The 19700-nt window shown below is 41.2% G+C and carries 15 protein-coding genes; all 15 read right to left on the reverse strand.

Annotated elements, in window-relative coordinates; all coding sequences use genetic code 11:
- Nucleotides 1–753: 753 nt before the first annotated feature.
- The 15 genes from AC1MCB_RS19780 to AC1MCB_RS19850 all read right to left on the reverse strand — a co-directional run bounded on the left by AC1MCB_RS19780 (nt 754) and on the right by AC1MCB_RS19850 (nt 19681).
- Nucleotides 754–2109 carry an alkaline phosphatase family protein gene (locus AC1MCB_RS19780; RefSeq protein WP_479966450.1) on the reverse strand — a complete coding sequence of 452 codons (1356 nt, stop codon included), beginning with the start codon at nt 2107–2109 and terminating at the stop codon, nt 754–756.
- Nucleotides 2110–2171: 62 nt separating this feature from the next.
- Nucleotides 2172–3383 carry a metabolite traffic protein EboE gene (eboE, locus tag AC1MCB_RS19785; RefSeq protein ID WP_479966451.1) on the reverse strand — a complete coding sequence of 404 codons (1212 nt, stop codon included), beginning with the start codon at nt 3381–3383 and terminating at the stop codon, nt 2172–2174.
- Nucleotides 3384–3401: 18 nt separating this feature from the next.
- Nucleotides 3402–4568 (reverse strand): 3-dehydroquinate synthase, encoded by a 1167-nt coding sequence (locus AC1MCB_RS19790; RefSeq protein WP_479966452.1) that lies wholly within the window; start codon nt 4566–4568, stop codon nt 3402–3404.
- Between the two features lie 63 nt (nt 4569–4631).
- On the reverse strand, nt 4632–5522 hold the full coding sequence (gene eboC / locus AC1MCB_RS19795) for a UbiA-like protein EboC (protein WP_479966453.1): 891 nt from the start codon (nt 5520–5522) through the stop codon (nt 4632–4634).
- Between the two features lie 5 nt (nt 5523–5527).
- Complete coding sequence (locus AC1MCB_RS19800) at nt 5528–6514, reverse strand: TatD family hydrolase (protein WP_479966454.1); 987 nt, start codon at nt 6512–6514, stop codon at nt 5528–5530.
- A 35-nt stretch (nt 6515–6549) separates the two neighbouring features.
- Nucleotides 6550–7428, reverse strand: coding sequence for an EboA domain-containing protein (locus tag AC1MCB_RS19805; RefSeq protein WP_479966455.1), 879 nt, complete (start codon nt 7426–7428; stop codon nt 6550–6552).
- A gap of 210 nt (nt 7429–7638) precedes the next feature.
- Nucleotides 7639–8016, reverse strand: a complete 378-nt coding sequence (locus AC1MCB_RS19810; RefSeq protein WP_479966456.1) for a transmembrane 220 family protein — start codon at nt 8014–8016, stop codon at nt 7639–7641.
- A gap of 68 nt (nt 8017–8084) precedes the next feature.
- Nucleotides 8085–9653: an MFS transporter gene (locus AC1MCB_RS19815; protein WP_479966457.1), complete on the reverse strand. Its 1569-nt coding sequence runs from the start codon at nt 9651–9653 to the stop codon at nt 8085–8087.
- Nucleotides 9654–9719: 66 nt separating this feature from the next.
- Nucleotides 9720–10571, reverse strand: coding sequence for a sugar phosphate isomerase/epimerase family protein (locus tag AC1MCB_RS19820; RefSeq protein WP_479966458.1), 852 nt, complete (start codon nt 10569–10571; stop codon nt 9720–9722).
- Between the two features lie 38 nt (nt 10572–10609).
- Complete coding sequence (locus tag AC1MCB_RS19825; RefSeq protein ID WP_479966459.1) at nt 10610–11728, reverse strand: Gfo/Idh/MocA family protein; 1119 nt, start codon at nt 11726–11728, stop codon at nt 10610–10612.
- A 33-nt stretch (nt 11729–11761) separates the two neighbouring features.
- A complete protein-coding gene (locus AC1MCB_RS19830; protein ID WP_479966460.1) occupies nt 11762–12748 on the reverse strand; it encodes a glycoside hydrolase family 43 protein in 987 nt (328 codons plus the stop codon).
- A gap of 11 nt (nt 12749–12759) precedes the next feature.
- Entirely contained in the window at nt 12760–13521 is a 762-nt protein-coding gene (locus AC1MCB_RS19835) for a ThuA domain-containing protein (RefSeq protein WP_479966461.1), read from the reverse strand.
- A 45-nt stretch (nt 13522–13566) separates the two neighbouring features.
- Nucleotides 13567–17121 carry a PVC-type heme-binding CxxCH protein gene (locus AC1MCB_RS19840; RefSeq protein ID WP_479966462.1) on the reverse strand — a complete coding sequence of 1185 codons (3555 nt, stop codon included), beginning with the start codon at nt 17119–17121 and terminating at the stop codon, nt 13567–13569.
- 369 nt (nt 17122–17490) lie between these two features.
- Entirely contained in the window at nt 17491–18588 is a 1098-nt protein-coding gene (locus AC1MCB_RS19845) for a glycoside hydrolase family 2 TIM barrel-domain containing protein (RefSeq protein ID WP_479966463.1), read from the reverse strand.
- Nucleotides 18589–18646: 58 nt separating this feature from the next.
- A complete protein-coding gene (locus AC1MCB_RS19850; protein WP_479966464.1) occupies nt 18647–19681 on the reverse strand; it encodes a glycoside hydrolase family 43 protein in 1035 nt (344 codons plus the stop codon).
- Nucleotides 19682–19700 lie beyond the last annotated feature (19 nt).

The following is a 19700-nucleotide window of genomic DNA, read 5'->3' on the forward strand; positions in this document are numbered from 1 at the left end:
TATATGGAAAGGGGCTATATGGGCTCTGGGGGAGGGTTTTATAGAGGAGTGTTAATGATTGGAATCCGGTAAAACGTCGGGGTTTGTCACTACTGATGACATAGATAATTTTTTAAGTGATTAATTAACAGTTAGTTATCTAAGTTTTTAAATAGCAGTTGCCCGTTATTTGCTCACTATGTTGAAAACTTCCTATTATTTGCCTCAAAATTAGGTAATTGTTTTACCAAAGTGAAAGGCGAAAGAAAGAAGTAATAGAGGGTTAGGTTTTTTTACGTTGAACTGTTAATGATTCGACGCAAAGAGGTAGATGATAGCTTAATCTTGCACCCTTTATTCACTTAGTTATAGTAGCTCGCACGCCTCAGTTATTGCTTCATTTTGTATCATGATATAAAGATAAAGGAAATAAGAACGCAATAATTGAAACACAAATATGTCGTTGGCTTATTTTGGAGTACTGTTATTTTTAGGGGTGTGCAGTACTCGCTGGATTCGATTCGCTTATCATTCCATTTAATATACTCACCTAAATTGACGATTATAGATGTAAATTTTACCATCTCGATAGTCGAGTACATGTGAATCCGTCATCTCGAACCTGTCGTTATCCATCTTTTGATAGAGAGGTAATGCCTTTAATTTGAATAATTATGACTCCGGCCGAGGGTGGCTATAAAGTCGGGCAAGATATACGGCGACTTAAACCAAATTTACAAACAGAAGTAATTAGAACAATTGCTTTGTTAAATCTCAACTCCCCGTTAAAGCACTCCATATTATGTCATGAACCTCTGTTGCAGAAATTTTATCCGACTCCAAATTTACATCAGTAACTAGTACTGGTTTGTATTGATCTTTTACGTTGGCTCTACCATGTGAACCTTTTATTAAGGTAGCATCCAGCGGAATCACATCCATTACATATCTAAATCCGGCTTTCTTCCTCATCAGCTTGTATCCCGCCCGAACCTTGGAAGTCATGAACATTTCTACTGGATCAAAACCGGGTTTTTTGTGAATATCAACACAACGTGCGTAATCCGGTGCTTTAGCATCATCCAGCCAAAAGTAATAGGTAAACCAACTATTCTCGGTTGCCACTACAACCAGATCTCCTGATCGCTCATGATCTAAACCATATTTCACTTGTTCTTCGCGGTCTAATACTAACTCTATTCCATTAACCTTCTCCACAAGCGTCCTAACCTTCGAGGCAACTGAAGGATCGTTTATATATATATGAGCAATTTGGTGGTCGGCTACCGCGAAGGCTTTCGACGCGCCCGCATCCAATAGCTCAAGTCCTCTCTCTTCTCTGATCTGCAATAAACCGTTCTCACGGAATAGGCGGTTGAGGTGAACGGGGCTACTAACCGGCGATATTCCATACTCTGAAAGAATAATTATGCGGGCGTTTTTCCGCTCGTAAAATTCTACCAGACTTTTTACAACGGCATCAATCTCATTCAGATCTTTTGAAACTTTTGAAAAATCCGGACCGTATTTTTGAAGACAATAATCAAGGTGCGGGAGATAGATTAAGGATAGGGTAGGATCATATTGATCATCAACCAACATAGAAGCATCCGCAATCCATTGGGTGGATTTAATGTTTGCACCCGGACCCCAGAATTGAAATAAGGGGAACTGCCCGAGTTTTTCCTGCAATTCATCGCGTAAGCTTGCCGGTTGTGAATAACAGTCAGGCAACTTGCGACCGTCAGCCAGGTAGTTAGGTCGTGGTGTCACTGAGTAATCGGCTGAGGAATACATATTGTACCACCAGAACATGCTGGAGCAGGTGAACGAAGGATCTTCTTTTTTGGCTTTTTCCCAGACCTTCTCGCCCTGCACAAGTTTATTAGATTGTTTCCAGAATTTTACTTCGCACTCTTCACGGTCATACCAGCCATTACCTACTATACCGGTTTCTGAGGGCTGTTTTCCAGTAACATAGGCCGACTGTACAGAGGTTGTAACTGCCGGAAGTATCGGTTCAATCGTGACCAGCTTACGACTTGAAAGGTATTTTTTTAAAAAGGAAGTGTGTTCACCGATTACTGAGGCCGACAAACCGACAATGTCAATAACAACTGTTTTATTCATATAGAAGAAGTGTTGTGATGAGATTCAGCATACAGATATATGCATCTTGAAACATTCATTTTTTAAGTGTTGATAGCTGTATTCTCTTTAACCCACTCCAGCTCACGAATAATGGACTGATTAAGTGGTAACTTCAGAGAATCCGGTAGTACTTCCCATGTATATGTTTCTACTTCCAGATGATTAGTAAATGGCATGCCATTTTGTATTTGCAAAACCTGAATAATATCAGATTGGGTTGATCGCACTAGTCCAAAATCTTCCATAAAGATTGGAACATGGAAATGTGCGCGCCATTCTTCAACTTGTAAATTTTCCACATCTGATAAAGCTTCAGGAAGATCAGGGTATCGCAAAAGTTCACCGCTTTTCATTCTGGCCACTACCTGGTGGAGATAGGTAGGTTCATTAAAGCGCCTGAAAGCATCTTTTACAGGTAATCTTCCAATCGGGCTTGCGGGTAAGGCGGCTTTTAAAGCAGCGCTTATCTGTATTTTTCCAACCTTTATGCCTTTCGCAGCTAAGGTTTTTATCACATCTTCGTGGGGTTCGTATCCGATGGCAAAATGGCATACATCATAGCATAAATTCACATGCTTTTTCAGATGATTTTCGGCTTCAGCAACAGAAATCTGAAGTCTTTCAGAAAGGTACTTTATGCCCTGAACAAGAAGATGTTCTTCAAACCAGCACATAAACTCTTCTCCTGTTTCCAGCAAACCATCCGGCTCCGGTTCTATATCCAGATGCATTAATATCCCGGTGGTTTGCCGGATATGGATCAGTTCTTCGGCTATCAACAAAATATTTTGAGTGGATAAAGCTTTTGCTTTTTCTAATTCTTCCCCTGTACCGAACCAGTGTTTATAGCTTAAAGGAGAAGTGGAAATACCGCCATCTATATTTGCAGGAAGCAGGTCTTTTAGAATATGGAATAATCGCAGTGTATAGTCAACCCGTTCTCTAGTCGTCCAGTCGGGCGCATGAACCTGATCTTTTACCCTTGTGTGATGAAATTCTCCGTAAGGAAATCCGTTCATGGTAAATACATAAGCCTGGTTTTCATCAAGCCATTTCCTGAATTCGGTTAGGTTTTCTTCCCGTATCAAATCTACACTGGCAAGGTTAGATAAGCGTAATCCAATTCCCATCGGTTCTGCCGGAGAAATATGGCTCTTTATTTCCGGGAAATTTTGCTTTAAAGCCTCGAAATGATCCTTCCAGTTTTCGCCCGCATGGATATTGGTGCAATAGGTTAAATGTGCTGAACTCATTTCTTAGGATTGGAATAACTAGTTGGTTAAGGAGAGGGATTGATACTCGTTGAGAATTTTGCCTGCTTGTTTTAAAAGTTCCGCATCAATTTCATGGACTTCAGTTCCTTCGCCGATTGCATTGAGCAGCATGATCGTCAACTCCCCACCTAAATGTTCCCTGAACTCCTGCAAACCAACAAGGATTGGGCTTTCATTATTTTCTATTTGCATAAATGGATGGGAGAGATGAAAACCTAGTTGCTGAAGCAACAAAATGACTCTTTTAGCTTCCGGCTCTGATAGGCGGCCACACAGGTTAGAATAGACCGTATCCAGCGCGATGCCCATGGCCACCGCCTCACCGTGCAGTACTTCAAAGCTTGTTAGCTGCTCTAACTTGTGAGCGCTCCAATGCCCGAAATCCAGGGGTCGTAAAGAACCTCTTTCAAAAGGGTCGGATCCAGCGATATGATTTAAATGCAATTCGGCACACCGCCTGATCAGATAATTCATCACAGGCAAATCGCGATTTGTCAGTGCAAGAGCGTTTGCTTCAAGCCATTCAAAAAATTGAGAGTCCTTAATTAGCGCGACTTTAATAGCTTCTGATATACCTGACCTCCAGTCGCGGCTGGATAAGCTGCTTAAAAAATGATCATCGTTAAAGACCGCCGCCGGAGGCGTAAATGTTCCGAGAAAATTCTTTTTGCCGAAATAATTAATACTGTTTTTAACTCCTACTCCCGAATCATTTTGAGATAAAACAGTTGTGGGTATACGAATATGTTTAACTCCACGATGTGATATGGCAGCTGCGTAACCAACCAGGTCGAGCAGCGAACCGCCACCTATTGCCGCGATGTATGAATGACGATCTATTCCATAAGTAGTAACGGCCTCTAATAGCCGTTGAAGAAAAGAAGCGTCATTCTTAATTGTTTCTCCGCCGGGCAAAATCAAGATATCGTCTATAAGGTGGACTGTTTTATGTGCCGCGAAATATCGTTTAATCTGTTCTGGCAGGTCGGCGGTTCCTCTTAAAACTCCCTGATCAACTACAAAAAGAATTTTTTTAACGGACGTTGGTGTTCCGCTGCTAGTTAAAAAATCATTAAGAACAGTGTTGGAGATATCGAAAAGTAGGGAGGTGAAAAAAACCTTGAACTCAAATTTTACCGTAAAGGATTGTTGTAAGTATTCCATAAAATTAAAGAAAATGTATCGTTAGCAGAATTCTCAACCTTGGAAGGTAAAGATAAATTTCACTTATGTAACGGCAAAAACTTTAGCAAGCCAGAGCGATACAGGTAGTAAAAGGATGATAATTGCAGCTGTTGTAAAGGAATTGAAAGCTGCCGCCCAGGCGGCGTCCATAATGATCAGGGAAATGACCCCTGCTTTCACTGCCTTGCCGATGTTCTTTCCAATCGGCTTCCGGATGGCATGCAACAACGGTCTGAAGATCATCGCTGCTAAAAACAACAGACAGATAAGGGTTAGTACTAGTTGGTCATTAACTATTGAAATGTACAGGATAAGTCCAAGAACAGTTGAGTACAGCGCGGCTGCGGTGTACAAACTTTTCCTGTCTCCTCCGTGAACCTCACCGCGGCTGATCATAGTAATCGAATATATATACATAATCGGCACGGCAGCCAGAAGAAACCATTCGTTTAGAGCAGTGGCAATAATGCTGATGCCTAGCAGAAGGTTTAACCCACGGCATATGCCCATGTTTAAAGGGCCCAGAAATGAATGGTGTTTCCCATACCTGTTATAAAGAAGTGCAGCAAAAGCTATAGACACGGCCAGGATACCGGAGATGTAGCTCACCAACATAGCTGAAATTATACCTCCGATTAACAATAAGCCTCCCAGCAGGCTGGCCTCTCCGATAGTTATCAGTCCGCTCGGAATAGGCCGTTCGGGCCGTTCAGTCGCATCCAACCTGGCGTCAAAAACATCATTGAATACTATTCCCCCTCCATACAAACCGATAGTAGACAGACAGAGCAAGATCACCGGATAGATTTTATCCTGGTCGAAAGTGAAGCTTATAAAAAAACCGGAAATAGCTATACCCGCAAGTATATCAGCAATTGCCGTAATAATATTCGCAGGACGTATCAGCCGCAGATAACCGAATGTTTTTTCCAAAGAATTTAGCTGATAATTATGGAGGATTTATCAATTCTTGGCTGCTGGCCACCCCGTAAAATGGTGTTACCTTCAAATTTCTGACTTTGGTCAATGACTTTCACATCCGCAAAATCAGCTTCATTAATTTGTCCGCTTTGCCCGAAAGCCGTAATCGCATTACGGTAGGTGATTAACCCGATCGCTTCATCACTTATCCCGCGGATCTTCATCAACGCGGCAGTCTTAGGAACAGCTAACGGATCGCTGATTCCCCAGTCGGCGGCTGAGTTGATCATTATCCGGTCAGGACCGTATTGTTTGGTGATACTCACCATTCGCTCATTTCCCATTTTGGTAAAAGGGTAAATGGTGAAGGCTGCCCAAAAACCGCGATCAAGCACTTCTTTAACGGTTTCCTCATTGTTATGATCAATGATAACCATAGCAGGATCGATGCCATGCTCTATGGCAATATCCATACTACGCTGAGTACCTCTTTTTTTGTCGCGATGGGGGGTATGAACCTGTACAGGCAGACCAGCTTCTTTAGCCAGCTCAAGCTGCAAACGGTAATATTTATCTTCAGCCGCAGTCTGATCATCAAACCCGATCTCTCCGATCCCCACAACCCCGTCCTTGTAAACGAAAAGTGGAAGGAGTTCCATTACCTGTTCGGCTAAACTTTCGTTATTTGCTTCACGCGAATTCAGTCCAATTGTACAATAATGTTTAATGCCGAACTGAGAAGAGCGGAATCTTTCCCAGCCGATAAGACTGCTGTAGTAGTCCCTAAAAGTATCAATACCAGTGCGTGGCTGGCCTAACCAAAAAGCGGGTTCAATTAGGGCTACTACTCCGGCATCTGCCATTGCCTGATAATCGTCGGTGGTGCGGGACGTCATGTGAACATGAGGATCGAAAAACTTCATTCCCTTTATTATTTCCAGATCAAGTGGGACTGACGTTCCTTTGTTATCTTCTCTTTCCTCGGGAGAAATGCTGCAGCACATATTCTTAAGATTTATATTTTAATTAATCGGTTTTTTTAGGCAAGTGATAAATTTTGCCATGTTAATGATTTGTTGTTAACGATGTTGTATAAATCGGGATATGAAGCAAGCAGCTCCTTTGCAGGTTCATATTCAGACTGATAGACAGCAAGTGCAGCTGCTTTTCTGTCGGTTTCAATTTCACTGACAAACAGCTTTTGTATATCTTGAATGAGCTTTTCATCTATAAACTTTCCGGTTAAGCGCCATAACTGTGGATTTACTGGACGGTTGGCAGCCCATCTTTCGTGAGCATAGTCTGAAAGAATGTTAGCTAACTCTTTATTAGCCCGTTCATCTAGACCAGTAATCAGATCTACATTTTTATCGGTAAAAAAAGCTTTCAAAATCATCTGATTCCAGGCATCCTGGTCCAAATTATTAGAAGGATATGGGTTATGGTACATTACGGCTTCCAGCACAGAACCTATGTTACTTCTGATACCTTCCGCACAACGCTTCCTCCAAAGTTCGGGGTAAGTGAGTAAAGGTAGCGCAGAATATAGAGCTACCAGTTCATTCATCTCGGCTACTACAAAGAGGGTTTCTATATTATGAAAATAAATAGGCTTTTCAGATGCGTGCATGTTTAACAGCACATACACCCGGCAAAGCCGGTCAATCGTCCATCCTTCAATAGAATAGCCATTAGAGAACGATCGAAGAAGTTCTTGTTGCGATTTAAGAATTTGGATTGGCTGTATTCCAACCTTCCTTGGAAGTATTGTAAAAGTTGTACTAATTTTTTTAAAATCCGGTTGCTTTAGTGTGTTTTCTGTAATCCAGAACCAGCTTTCTGGCGATACGTTATCTCTGATCACTTCGCCAAATAACTTTTTAAATTGTTGGTTATTTGTGTCTATTTCTCCCTGCATGTCTTATGTTCAAACACTAAAAACACTCTAAATTGTAATTCAAATTTGAGGAGGATATTAGACTTTCCTACTCAACTCTCACTATAGCAAAGGCATCTCTTCAGACAAAGAAATAATTCAATGTAGTGCAAAGTTTAACTTCTTAATTACTTTTAAAATTCTGCAATCTCGCCTTAATCATTGATATACCTACTATAAGTAATAAGAAGCTTAACCTAAGTTCCTTACAAAAAAATAATCAAAGGTCAAGGCTGCTACCAATATCAGCAATCCGAAAAACTCCCTGGTCTTTTCAATGTAAGGTTTAGTTGCTTGCATGCTCTCGGTAATGCTCTGCCGGTCATACTTTATAAACCAGTCAAGTGCGCCATCCTTGACAAAGAAAAGAAAAATAGCATAAATTAGATATACCGCGATCAATGATAGATATATTGCGGGGTAATATAGTTCTATAACGACTAGTCCGCAACATAGGGCAGCCATAAGATAGATTGGTACCCATAACCATGAATCCTTATCATTTAGGTTGAACCATGCGAAAACAATAAATGTTAAGAAAAAAAATCCATTAAGTACTTTTACCAGCATACTACAGTTTTATATCCGTAAGTAATTCTAACTCATCTATCACACTTTGAAACCGGCTATAAAGTAAGCTAATATTCTGCCATAGATAAAGCTTCATTTTTCTCAAGCTCAACCGGCTTGTAGCCTCCCTTGCGTGACTTAAAGTAAAACATTAAACATAGGTAAAATATTAACATGAAAACAGGAAACAAAGCGACCGTTCTTAATGCGTTTTTCTTTGCGTCATTCTGAACGTTATCAATAGTTTGTGCTGTTTCAAAAGGAGCATCGAGAAGCTTGCTGGCGTCAAGTGCGATGTAGGATCCGAAAAGGCCCCGTTTTTCTTCTGTAAGATAAGTCGAATGCAACTCTGTATTATTGTTTTTATCATAAAGAGCAAGGTTCTTGTCGAGTTGTCTGTCCTGTACATAGCCAAGAATTACAGCTCCAATTACCCCAACTCCCATCATACCGACTGCACCTGTGAAATTTAAGGCAAGTGCCCCTCCCTTCGGAAATTGTTCTGAAACTACTCCAAGCATAGTGGGCCAGAAATAAGTTTTACCTAAGGCATAAACTGTGGCGGCAATTATGATCAGAAAACCGGATGAATATGAAAGAAAGAATAAACCAGCGGCAGCAATCGCAGAGCTTGCTGCAAGCAGCCCTACAGGAGAAAGTTTGCGAACCACCGGGCCTGAATAAAACCTCAGGAATGCCATAATTATTGAAGTATAGATCAAAACCCATCCACCCTGCAGACCCATTGCTTTCATAGCGGGAGTCATCAGATCCGTTATCCAGCTATCTGTGCCTAATTCTGTCGTAGCAAGTGGGATCATAATTAATAGCAGCAGGATGAATAGAGGCCTTCCTAACGATCTCACAAAGTATGCGAAGGTACCTACGATGATCAAAGTGGAAATAATACTGGTGGTATATGACCATTCAAACAGATTACCCAACTGAAACATACTTAAGGATACTATGATCAGCAAACCCAGAATACCAACTTCTTTGAGCATATCAAGGTAAGAAACACCGGCTTTCACACGCTCATTAAGCGGAAAGGTTCGTTTCACAATCACCCAGCCATAAATAATTGTAGGAAGCATGATCAACCCAATAATAAATATCCAGGGTATTTTCTGATCGATCATCACAATTCCCAGTACTCCTCCTATAACCATTCCAACAGGCCAGGCAGCATGAAGAATATTCAACCATTTGGTTTTTTCTTTGGGATACATTGTAGCCACAACTGGATTGATTACCGCTTCTACAGCCCCATTTCCTAAAGCAAAAAGAAATGTACCGAAATAAAGCATCCAATATCCGTTGGCCATGATCGTAATAATGACTGATAATACATGACAGATGAAGCCAAAGACCATCGATTTTTTATAACCGATCTTGTCAATTATAAGACTGAAGACAACAATGCTGATTCCGAAGGGCCAAAAACCGACTCCGAAGATCTCTCCCTGTTGGGTTTTACTCAGATCGAACTGAATTCCCCAGTCCGCCATAATAAAGGCACGGAAAACAAATCCGAATGCTGACGCAACGATTGCCATAAAACAGCCCCAAAAGAGTAATTTTTTAGCTTTTAAATCAGTTTCTTCAATGTCATTACGGTAAACCTTGTCTAAACTCATATCAATTGGTTGGTTAGGTGATTTTATATTGGTTGGTTAGTTGATTTGTTGAACATGTTGTCCCAATTACGGAGTAAATAGCTTTTTGTAGAACTCAAGTCCTTCAATGGCAAGCTCGTCTGAACTATTTGCTAATGGCCGCCATATACTGGCCGCTTTGGCTATTTCTTCTGATACTTCTCCGAAGGTTTCAATGACAATCGCCTTATCATATCCAATCTCGGTGAGGGCATCTTTAATACCTAGCCAGTCCAGATTTCCGGTACCGGGTGTTCCACGGTCACTTTCGTTGGCCTGAATGTGACATAATAGATTCTTGCCGACTTTCCGTATCGTATCCGGGATGTTTTTCTCTTCAATATTGCAGTGAAACGTGTCTAATTGAATCTTGATATTTGGGCTGTCCACTTCCTGCACCAGGGATAGGCCCTGTTCAGCTGTATTTACCATATCTGTTTCAAACCTGTTCAAAGGCTCAAGGCCGACAATGATTCCATAGTCTTCGGCCGCCTTGCCAACTTTTAGAAGATTTTCGACGCACCAGGCTCTTTCCCTTTTTTTCTGTTCATCGGTTATAAACCTGGTTTTCCCAACGGCAGAGTAAATGGGGCCGCCAAATATCGGACTCCCCATATCATGGGCAATCTCAATACAATCTGTGATATACTTCAAACCGTTCTCTCGGATGCGGGGATCATGACTTGAAATATCCCGTTCAGGCCCAAATGCTCCACTAACAGTGACTTGTAATCCCGTTTCCTTTATGATCTCTTTCAGTTTGACCCAATCAATCAGTTCCTTCTTTTCAACAGCCACTTCAATTATGTCGAAACCCATCTCTTTAATTTTATAAGCCAACTCAAAGGAATTGGTGGAAAATGGTGATACCCAAAGAAATGTACTAACTCCAAACTGCATAATATTTATTTTATAGAGATAATTGAGATAGAGGGAAACTAGAGTTCGAAGGTTGGAATGTCAATTCTTTTTCCATTATTCATGGCAGATTCATGTGCACAAATGCCAGCACAAGTATAGTTAGCGGCAAAGTCTGCATCAACTGCAGAGTTTCGGCCTTCAACAATTGCTGCAATAAACTCCTGAACCAGGTGAGGATGTGATCCTCCATGGCCAGCGCCCTGAAGAAAAGAAACGTGGTTCGGATCATCTATCTTTTCTCTTCTGGTAAAATGAGCAATTTCTTCAATAAGCATCTGATCTGTATCTGGAACATCTACACGCCTGGAATTTTCGCCACCATCAAAGATGATATGGCTTTCATCCTGTAACTGCTCCCATTCAAATGACATTTTCGTACCATAAACATCGTAACTTTCCCGGTATTGCCTTACCACATCAAATAAGGAGCGGGTTGCTTCTGCAATTACATCCGAATTTTTTAGAGTGAAAGTGGCCGTTTCAACTGCGAAAGGAGATCCGTACCTTTCTGCAAGATCGTCACTCAACCGGCCTGAGCCGTGACAAACAACCGTTTCTGCTTTAGTATTATTGATCCGCAAAAGTGGTGAAATAGCGTGAGTGCCGTTAAGCATAGGAGGGAACCCTTTCCAATAATCAGCCCATCCGTCCATGCTCATATCCTGTATATGGGATCCTCTTACGAATTGTATTCTTCCAAGATCTCCATTTTCGGCAAGCTTCAGACCATATAAAAATTCCCTGGTATATAATGCAGTTTCCATCATCATATACACTTTATTGGCTCTTCTCTTTGCCTCTACAATGGCTTTGCAATCTTCAACTGTCATCGCCATCGGAATTGTACATGCAGTATGTTTATTTGCGTTTAACGATGCAAGGGTCATTTTTGCGTGTTCAGGTACCGGAGTAACAATATGTATTGCATCTACATCGCTTCGCCCGGGAATATCATCAAAGTTCTCAAAACAAAGATTTTCATCCAGATTGAATTTTGCAGCAAGTTCTGACAGTGTTTTTTTGTTACGGGTGCAAATGCCCACTGCTTTAATATTTGGATGACTTTGGTAAATCGGAATAAATTCTTTTCCGAAACCCATACCTACAATAACTACGGTAATTTTTTTATCGCTCATTTTTTTATTGATATGACTGTTTATAAAATATTGTTAATTCGATGGCATAATGGTTCGCAAATAGCTGAAGCTACCCGTATCAACAGTTAGTTTATCCGGTTGTCCCTTCACTTTTATAAATTTTGATTTTATCAGTACTGTAGATCGTGGTGATACCTTTGATGACGAATTATGTGCATGGAAAACATATCGTAAATCGCCGTCCGTTCCGTTGAAAAAATCCCCATGACCTGGTCCGTTAACATTCAAAAGCTTCCGGCTGATCACCGGGTTATTTTCATGCTTTTTCCATGGTCCCCATGGGGAGACGGAGGTTGCATAGCCTACTCCGTAATCAATATTCCTGAAATCGTTAGCTGAATAAAAAAGATAATATAATTTGTTACGTTTTATGACCGTTGGCCCCTCTGCAACCGGCCAGGTTGCGTTCGCTGTGTTTTCCCAAGGTTGAGAAGCAGCGCTGATACACTCGACAGCGGTTCCCGGCTCAATGTCAGAAAGATCATTTTTCATTTGCGCAACGTATATCCGATTGCCGTTGGTTAGTCGTACGTGATAAAGGTAAATCTTACCATTATCCATAAAAATAAAGGGGTCTATTTGCTTACCAGGGCCGGCAATGGCTTTCATCACTTTCTGTACAAACGGGCCAAGAGGGCTGTCACTTTCAGCGATAGCAATATGTTCATCGGCGGTATAGGCCATGTAATACTTATCATTATGTCTGAATACCTGTGGTGCCCAAAACCCTTTCGATCCAAAACTGTCTCCTTGCATCAGTGCATGCCCATTTCGTTTACCAACAGGTCCTTCCCAGTTTTTCAGGTCAGCGGATTGGTATACCAGGAAACCTTTGTTACTTCCGGTGCCATACAGGTAATGAATTCCTTTATCAGTAAATATGGTTGGGTCTGCCAGAAATATTGTATCTGACTTTGCAGAGCCTGAATGTAAAGGCTGTGCAACCGATTTCAAATGAAGAATAATACACAGAATACACAGGATTAAGTACCGTTGCATATGCTGCTGTATTACTTCCTTGCTACCCATGTTACTGCATTGCGCAGTAGCGTTTGATAATTAGAAATATCATGAGATTCAGCATCATGGCCTAATGCTATGGCTGCTATTCTGGCTTTAGGGTTCTTTATAACAAATACAGATGGAAAGATTTTCTCAGATCCTCCAACACTATTACTGGCCAGCACTTCGATACCAGGTCCGGCAGGGTCCGGTATATAATAGTACCGTTCATCTTTTAGAGTAAATCCCTGTTCTATTCCCTTTGTAATAGGGTGGTCCTGGTTTGTAACATTAACCTGGAAGTCGCCATAGCGATCATGGCCTTTAGATCCACCACCGGCCACCTGCAGGTTATATTCCGGCCAGTCTTTCCAGTTGTACCATAAAGCAGCATGTAATAAAACAATGCCGTTACCTTTACCTGCAAAGTCTAAAATAGATTGACGTACCGCTAAATTGTTGATGGGCTGGTTATTAGTTAACACGAGTACATCTGATTTTTTCAGGTATTCTGCGATTGAATCTGTATTAGTGGTGTAGATCACGTTGCTCAGACCGTCTTTTTGTAATGTTTTGACATCCGCATCTTTATACCAGCGATCGAAATCATGTGAAGAACCACCGCCTACCATCAAAACGCGAATGCTTTTGGAAGAGGTGTTGCCTGCGGCAGACTTAACTACACAGGAGCTTAAGTGAGCACTTAGAAATGCAATAATCAGAAATGTAAATATTCTGAATGATTTAGGAAAAAAGTGGGTTATCTTCATTTTAATTGAGGTTTTTATAATTTTCCGCTAATCTATCTGCCTGGTTTATTTAACAACTCTCATTATTCCGTTCATACCTCTCCAATGTCCCGGGAAAGTACAAACGAAGGGATAATCCCCAGGGGTGGTGGGTGCTGTAAATGTTAGTTTCCTGCTTTCTTCAGGATTCAGTAATTTGATTGAATTTAAAATCTCGGGGATAGCTGGTATATAACTTTTCTCTGCCGCCTTCGGATCTCTTAACATCGCATCAGCTGCAGCACCTACTTTTTGCAAGGTACCTGGCTTAATAATAAGCATGTTGTGAGGCATGCCGTCGGTGTTCTCAAAGTCAATAGTAACTTTTTGTCCGGCTTTTACAGTAAACAATTTTTTGCTGTACTGCATCATATCAGGTACGACGCCTATGCTGATAACTATCGGCTTAAGGGCTACGGTATTTGGCTTTGCGGTAGTTTTAGCAGTTGCTGTGTTAACCTGTTTTTTTGTCGGATTCTTCAATTCGACTGATGCGTTTTGCATATCTCCTCTTAATGGAAATGCTCCGTCATACTTGCCAATATTATCATCACCGTCTGCATCCCTGCCAATTCGGATGTTTTGAATCAGGGGTTTAGTGAAGAGGGATACTGCTTTGGCACCCGCAACTTTTTTACCATCTATAGCAATACTCATTATTCCGTTTTGAGTTAAGCTGGCTAAGACATCAAATTTTTCAGGAAGTGGTTCACTTGTGGCGGCAGTGACGGTTCTATTGTTCTGATTTACTACGAAATTCAATTTTCCATCCTGAATAAATAAGGCAAATCCATTAGCCTTACCTCCCTGAGCAACAATAACTCCTTGTAAACTTTCATTTCTTTTAATTAAGGACGCGTTAACAAACAATTCTTTTCCGGTGACATCAGGAGATGAAATCATCGGATTTCTTCTGTCAAGCGGATAAATTTCCTGATTTACTAGTATCGCTATGCGTTGACTGAAGTTCAGTTGAGCAGAGTCGGCTCCTGATTGAACTGGAGGCCCCGAGGCCAGAAAACCATCCCGATGGGTTATAGCTGCGGCGAACAAAGCTTTAGAGAGCCATTCATCATTTGCAGTTTCAGGGTTTTTACTTGCTTCATATACTAATTTGCCCGCTTCTGCAGATGGAGACATTGCAGCAATTGCTAACAGCACACTTTTACGAACATTCAGATTGGGATCATTAATTAGCCCGCTCTTTTGTAAGAGACCAAATGTTTGCGGTTTAATAGGTAAGATTTCAATAGCAGCTTTTCTAACACCTGCTGCCGGATGTGAAAAAGCTTTAGTAACTACCTGTAGTGCTTCTGCGTTTAAATCATTCACCGCGCCCAGGCCTTGTAAAGTCCACAGAGCGTTTACAGCAGCACCATTAAGTCCAATTTCATCTACCCGCTGGTCGTTTATGATCTTGTAAAGCCCAGGGAGTACGGATTGATTTTTAGATTCCACCAGCAGTCGTTGGGCAGTAATACGCCAGAACATATTGTCGCTCTCTAGTGCTGCAAGCAATCCCGGGGAATCGGTTTTAGACAGTTGAACGGATTTATAAGGTTTTGCCTTCTTATAGACTATTCTGTAAATCCGGCCACAATCAATATCTCTTAACTTGGTTTCCAGTGCATTTCCCTGGCCTCTTTTCTGATCTGCAAGAGTTAATGGCAGGATCACTTCTGTTGGCGCTTGCGCGGGAACAAATGTATTATGCTGTATAATAAAATTATACCAGTCGGCAACCCAAACGGCGCCATCAGGCCCTACTTCTGCTTGTACAGGTGCTACCCATTCATCCGAACTTGCTAACAGATTCCAGCCATCTTTTTCAATAAAGCCAGCACCCTTAGGTTCGATGATTGCATTGTGAATGAGTCTGACAGTTGGCTCAGAAACCAGCGCCATTCTGTTCCAGTATTCTTTAGGAAAACTCCTGGCAGTGTATAGATGGTGACCGGCTGCAGAAGTAAACCCACCAACAACGTCAACCTGGCGCAAATTAGGGGTCATGGCATGAACATCATAGTGGCCATCCAACTTTTGCACAGCTTGTATAGTATTGCCCGTGAGCCCTCTTTGCATATATCTTGCAGGCATAGAGTAATAAGCGCTGTGAGTATTATTGGCGGTAGATATAAATACATTATTATCCTCTGAGAATCCAAGGCCCCAGGTATTATTACTGGTAGATGCCAGGTACTCCAGGTTTTTTCCGTCAGTGTTAAAGCGATACACGCCTTGTCCGAACCGAACATTATTGCCGTTTATGGTACCATTGAAGCCAGAATATCCTAGTACGCCCCATATTTTATTGTCAAACCCATATTGTAAATTAGATGGGCCTGCGTGTGTATCGTTCTTTCCAAACCCTGTAATAATTGTCTCACGGACATCTGCTACATCATCCCCATCGGTATCCTTCATAAAAACAAAGTTCGGAGCCATAGAAACAATTATTCCGCCGTTGGCAAATACCATGCTGGTAGGAATGTTCAGGCTATCGGCGAATACGGTAAACTTATCTGCTTTTCCGTCGCCGTCTGTATCCTCGCAAATCTTAATGCGATCATTGGCTGCACCGTCAGTCTCAGTAAATGTGTTCGGATAATCCACTGATTCTACAATCCACAAACGTCCTTTTTCATCCCACGACATGGCAATCGGGTTAGTTATATCAGGCTCTGCGGCAAACAGTTTTATTTCAAAATCCACGGGTACCTGCATCAGTTTAATTGATTCTTCAGGAGTCAATCCTCTTTGAGACTTTGGAACTAAATGACGCGCGGTAAAATTTGAAAGTGTGTCTGGATAAATGCTTACATTCGGGATGTTTAAGGCTTGTATTTGACCTTTTACCTGATCTCCCATAGCCCATAGTATACCGTTCCCCACTAGTTTTAAGAATTCCGATTTTTTCCAGGTGACGTCATCGTGTCCGTAAGCAGTATAGAAAACCCGCCCTTTTCCTTGCTGACGCACCCATGTATATGGTTCGTGCTTTGACCCATCTACTCGTTCCATCAGCACATTTATATCTGGATTGATCTTTTGATGTACATACGTTTCATCAGTGGTCTCAAATTCTGACAGCCCCTGTGTTACCGGATGAGATGGTTTGACAATTTTGGAAGTGAACAAACCATTACCGTGTGAAAGGAATTGACCTCCTATTGCTTCTGTATACCATTCTGAATTTTTAAAACAACCTGCAGCCGAGTGCAGAGGAATTAATCCTTTGCCACTTTCAACAAAGTTTTTTAAAGCACTCTCCTGAGATGCAGATATGGTATCATGATTTGCATAGATAACAAGCCCATCGTATTTGCTCAGGTTATCGGTATTCAAATCATTCAAATCAGTAGTATAAGTAAGATTTATACCGCTTTTGAATAAGGAAATAGCAAGCCACGGGGCGTATTTGCCGGAGTCATGATGCTTACTCTCATTTCCTAAAAATAAGACTTCGGCTCTTTTAGGATTCAAGTCATGTACTACTGTAGATTGGCTTCCATTTATTGCCTTTTTCGAGCAGCTGTTTAAAAGGAGGCAGGTAAAAACAAACAAATAAATAATCTTTCTCATCCGTTTCGATTTGGTCAGTTAGCAATATTAATTTTTATTAGATGGTAAACCTTACTACATATTATCTAATAGTGACTGTTTTGTATCATAGATCACCCTAAAATCTATGATAATGGGATAATAATATAACAGGTCTTTGGTTACTTTTTTTGGCAACTTAGTCCGTGCCAAGTGTAATTCATGGTTCTGTTCATTCCCGGCATGATTCACTTAGCTAAAGAAGGGGAGAGATTACGCAAACCAAGCTCATTGGATTCAATTATCAGGCAGAAATTTCACTCAGAAACATGATTTCAGTATTCAAGCACCTTCAGGCGATTTGTGCTGAAGGGCTTGAATTCACTTAGTGTATATAAATAGCCGTCTGACTTATTTACCCGAATTTAATTTTTTTATCAAATCTACTTCATCCTGACGGTAGGGGGTGCCATCAATTTTGAAGATATCGTGAAACCATTCTATAGGTTGGGAGCCATCAGGCAAGGGTGTGTCCCAGGCATAAATAGTATTAGATTTTCCGGCGACAAATCCCCAGTTGATCGCACCGATGTTCTCTTTTTTCAACATCGGCAGTATGTTCGAAAATCTACTATTACGGCTACGTGCCATATACTCGGTGCAGATCATCGGGCGACCATGTGCTTTTAGTAAATCGATTACACGCTGATGCCAGGGTTGATCCTCGTAATTATGATAAGTGATAACATCAGAATTTAGCGCCTGGAATTCATTTAATTCTTCATAATCCCATGCCCATAAACCCACACTGATAGGTTGATCAGGATTCACATCACGCGCCCAGCCAAATACTTTTTTAAGTAATGGAAGTGATGAGGTTAATTTACCGGAATTGCCCGGTTCGTTGTAAAGATCCCATAATAAAACCCGTTTATCGTTTTTAAACTGGGTCATAACATCTTTAACATACTTTTCAAGCTCAGGAAAAGAAGCGGTATCCTTATGTCCGGGATCTCCGGGATCCTGAACCCAGCCAGAATTGTGAATGCCAGGTTTGGGTGCCGGTTGAATACCTATTTTACCCTGTTTATTCCAGCAATCATCAAAAAATACAAATATAGTTCTGATTTTATGCTTGTCAGCAATGCTCAGATATTTGTCTACACGTTGTTTGAACCCGGTTGGGTCCTGTTTCCATGCTAAGCTATGAAGGTATACTCGCATAGTATTAAAACCAATGTTTTCCGCCCAGGCAAGCTCTTTATCAATGGTTTTCTCATCAAAAGTTGATGCCTGCCACATTTCAAGCTGATTAATAGCCGTGCTGGGAAGAAAATCCGCGCCACTAATCCATTTGAATTGTTTATACCAATCATTTGCTTTCTCAACAGACCAAACCTTACCGGGAGAAGTTTTGGTTTGTGTTTGTTTTTTACTTTGTGCGTTTAATCCTGCTGTTGTGAAAAATAAAAACAGTGTGAATAGCACCTGAATTTTAGTTTTGATCATGATGTATTGAGGTTAATGAATTACGTTTTGGTTTTCTAACAAAATTTATTGGCTTCAACTATTTTTCAGCAGGAACCTCTACCGGAATATTCGATTTTTGTGGAATTCCGAAATCAGGGCTACCATCCGCATTCCAGGTAAACTTCTGAGCGCGCGGAGCACGGTTCTTTCCACATCCCTGCCCCGGTTCAGAATTGGCATGATACAGTATCCAGTCTTCCTTACCATCAGGAGATTTAAAAAAGGAATTATGCCCGGGGGCGTAAATTCCATTTTCGGGTGACTTTTCGAAAACAGGTTTATCTTTTTTCTTCCATGATGAGGCATCAAGAAGATTGTCCTTTCCTGTAAAAGTAAGTAGCCCGAGTGCGTAAAAATCTGTCCAGCAACCGCTGGCAGAATATATAATAAACAAGTCTTTCCCGTTTTTTAGAAACTGAGGACCTTCATTCACGTCTACGTGAGGAGGGTTGTTCGGATCGTTTAAGTCACCATGTTTTTCCCATCCATAGTCAGGTGTTGAAATCATCACACGCTCAGATTCAATCGTCCATGGATTTTTCATCTTAGCGATATAGATATTCTGCCGGCTATTGGTATCGCCCTCCCAGCCCGACCAGATCATATACAATTGCCCTTTGTGTTTAAAAACATTACCGTCGATAGCCCATTTATCTGATGGAGCCGAAATTTTTCCCTTAAATATCCATTGTCCTTTAAACGGATCGTTGGAGGAATTTTCAAGAACGTACATCCGGTGTGTTTCGTTCTTACCATTATCGGCAGCAAAGTAAGCATACCATTTCCCTTTAATGAAGTGAAACTCGGGGGCCCATATGCTTTTTGAGTACGCCTGCCCGGGTGGTGGGGTCCATATAACGGTTTGTTTCGCTGTTTTCAGATCAGTGAGATTTTTAGTCTTCCATAGGGCGATTTTATTTCCCAGGGTATGGGTATAATAATAATTTCCTTTCCTGTAAAAGCTATATGGATCTGCACCTGATGGTAAAAGCGGGTTGGAGAAGGTATTGTCCTGCGTAAATGCCGTAATACACGGCAACAGTAGTAAAATTAACAGATATATTCTCTTCATGTTGCTTAAGCAGTTTTAT

This window comes from Daejeonella sp. AP26 (genome assembly GCF_056680515.1).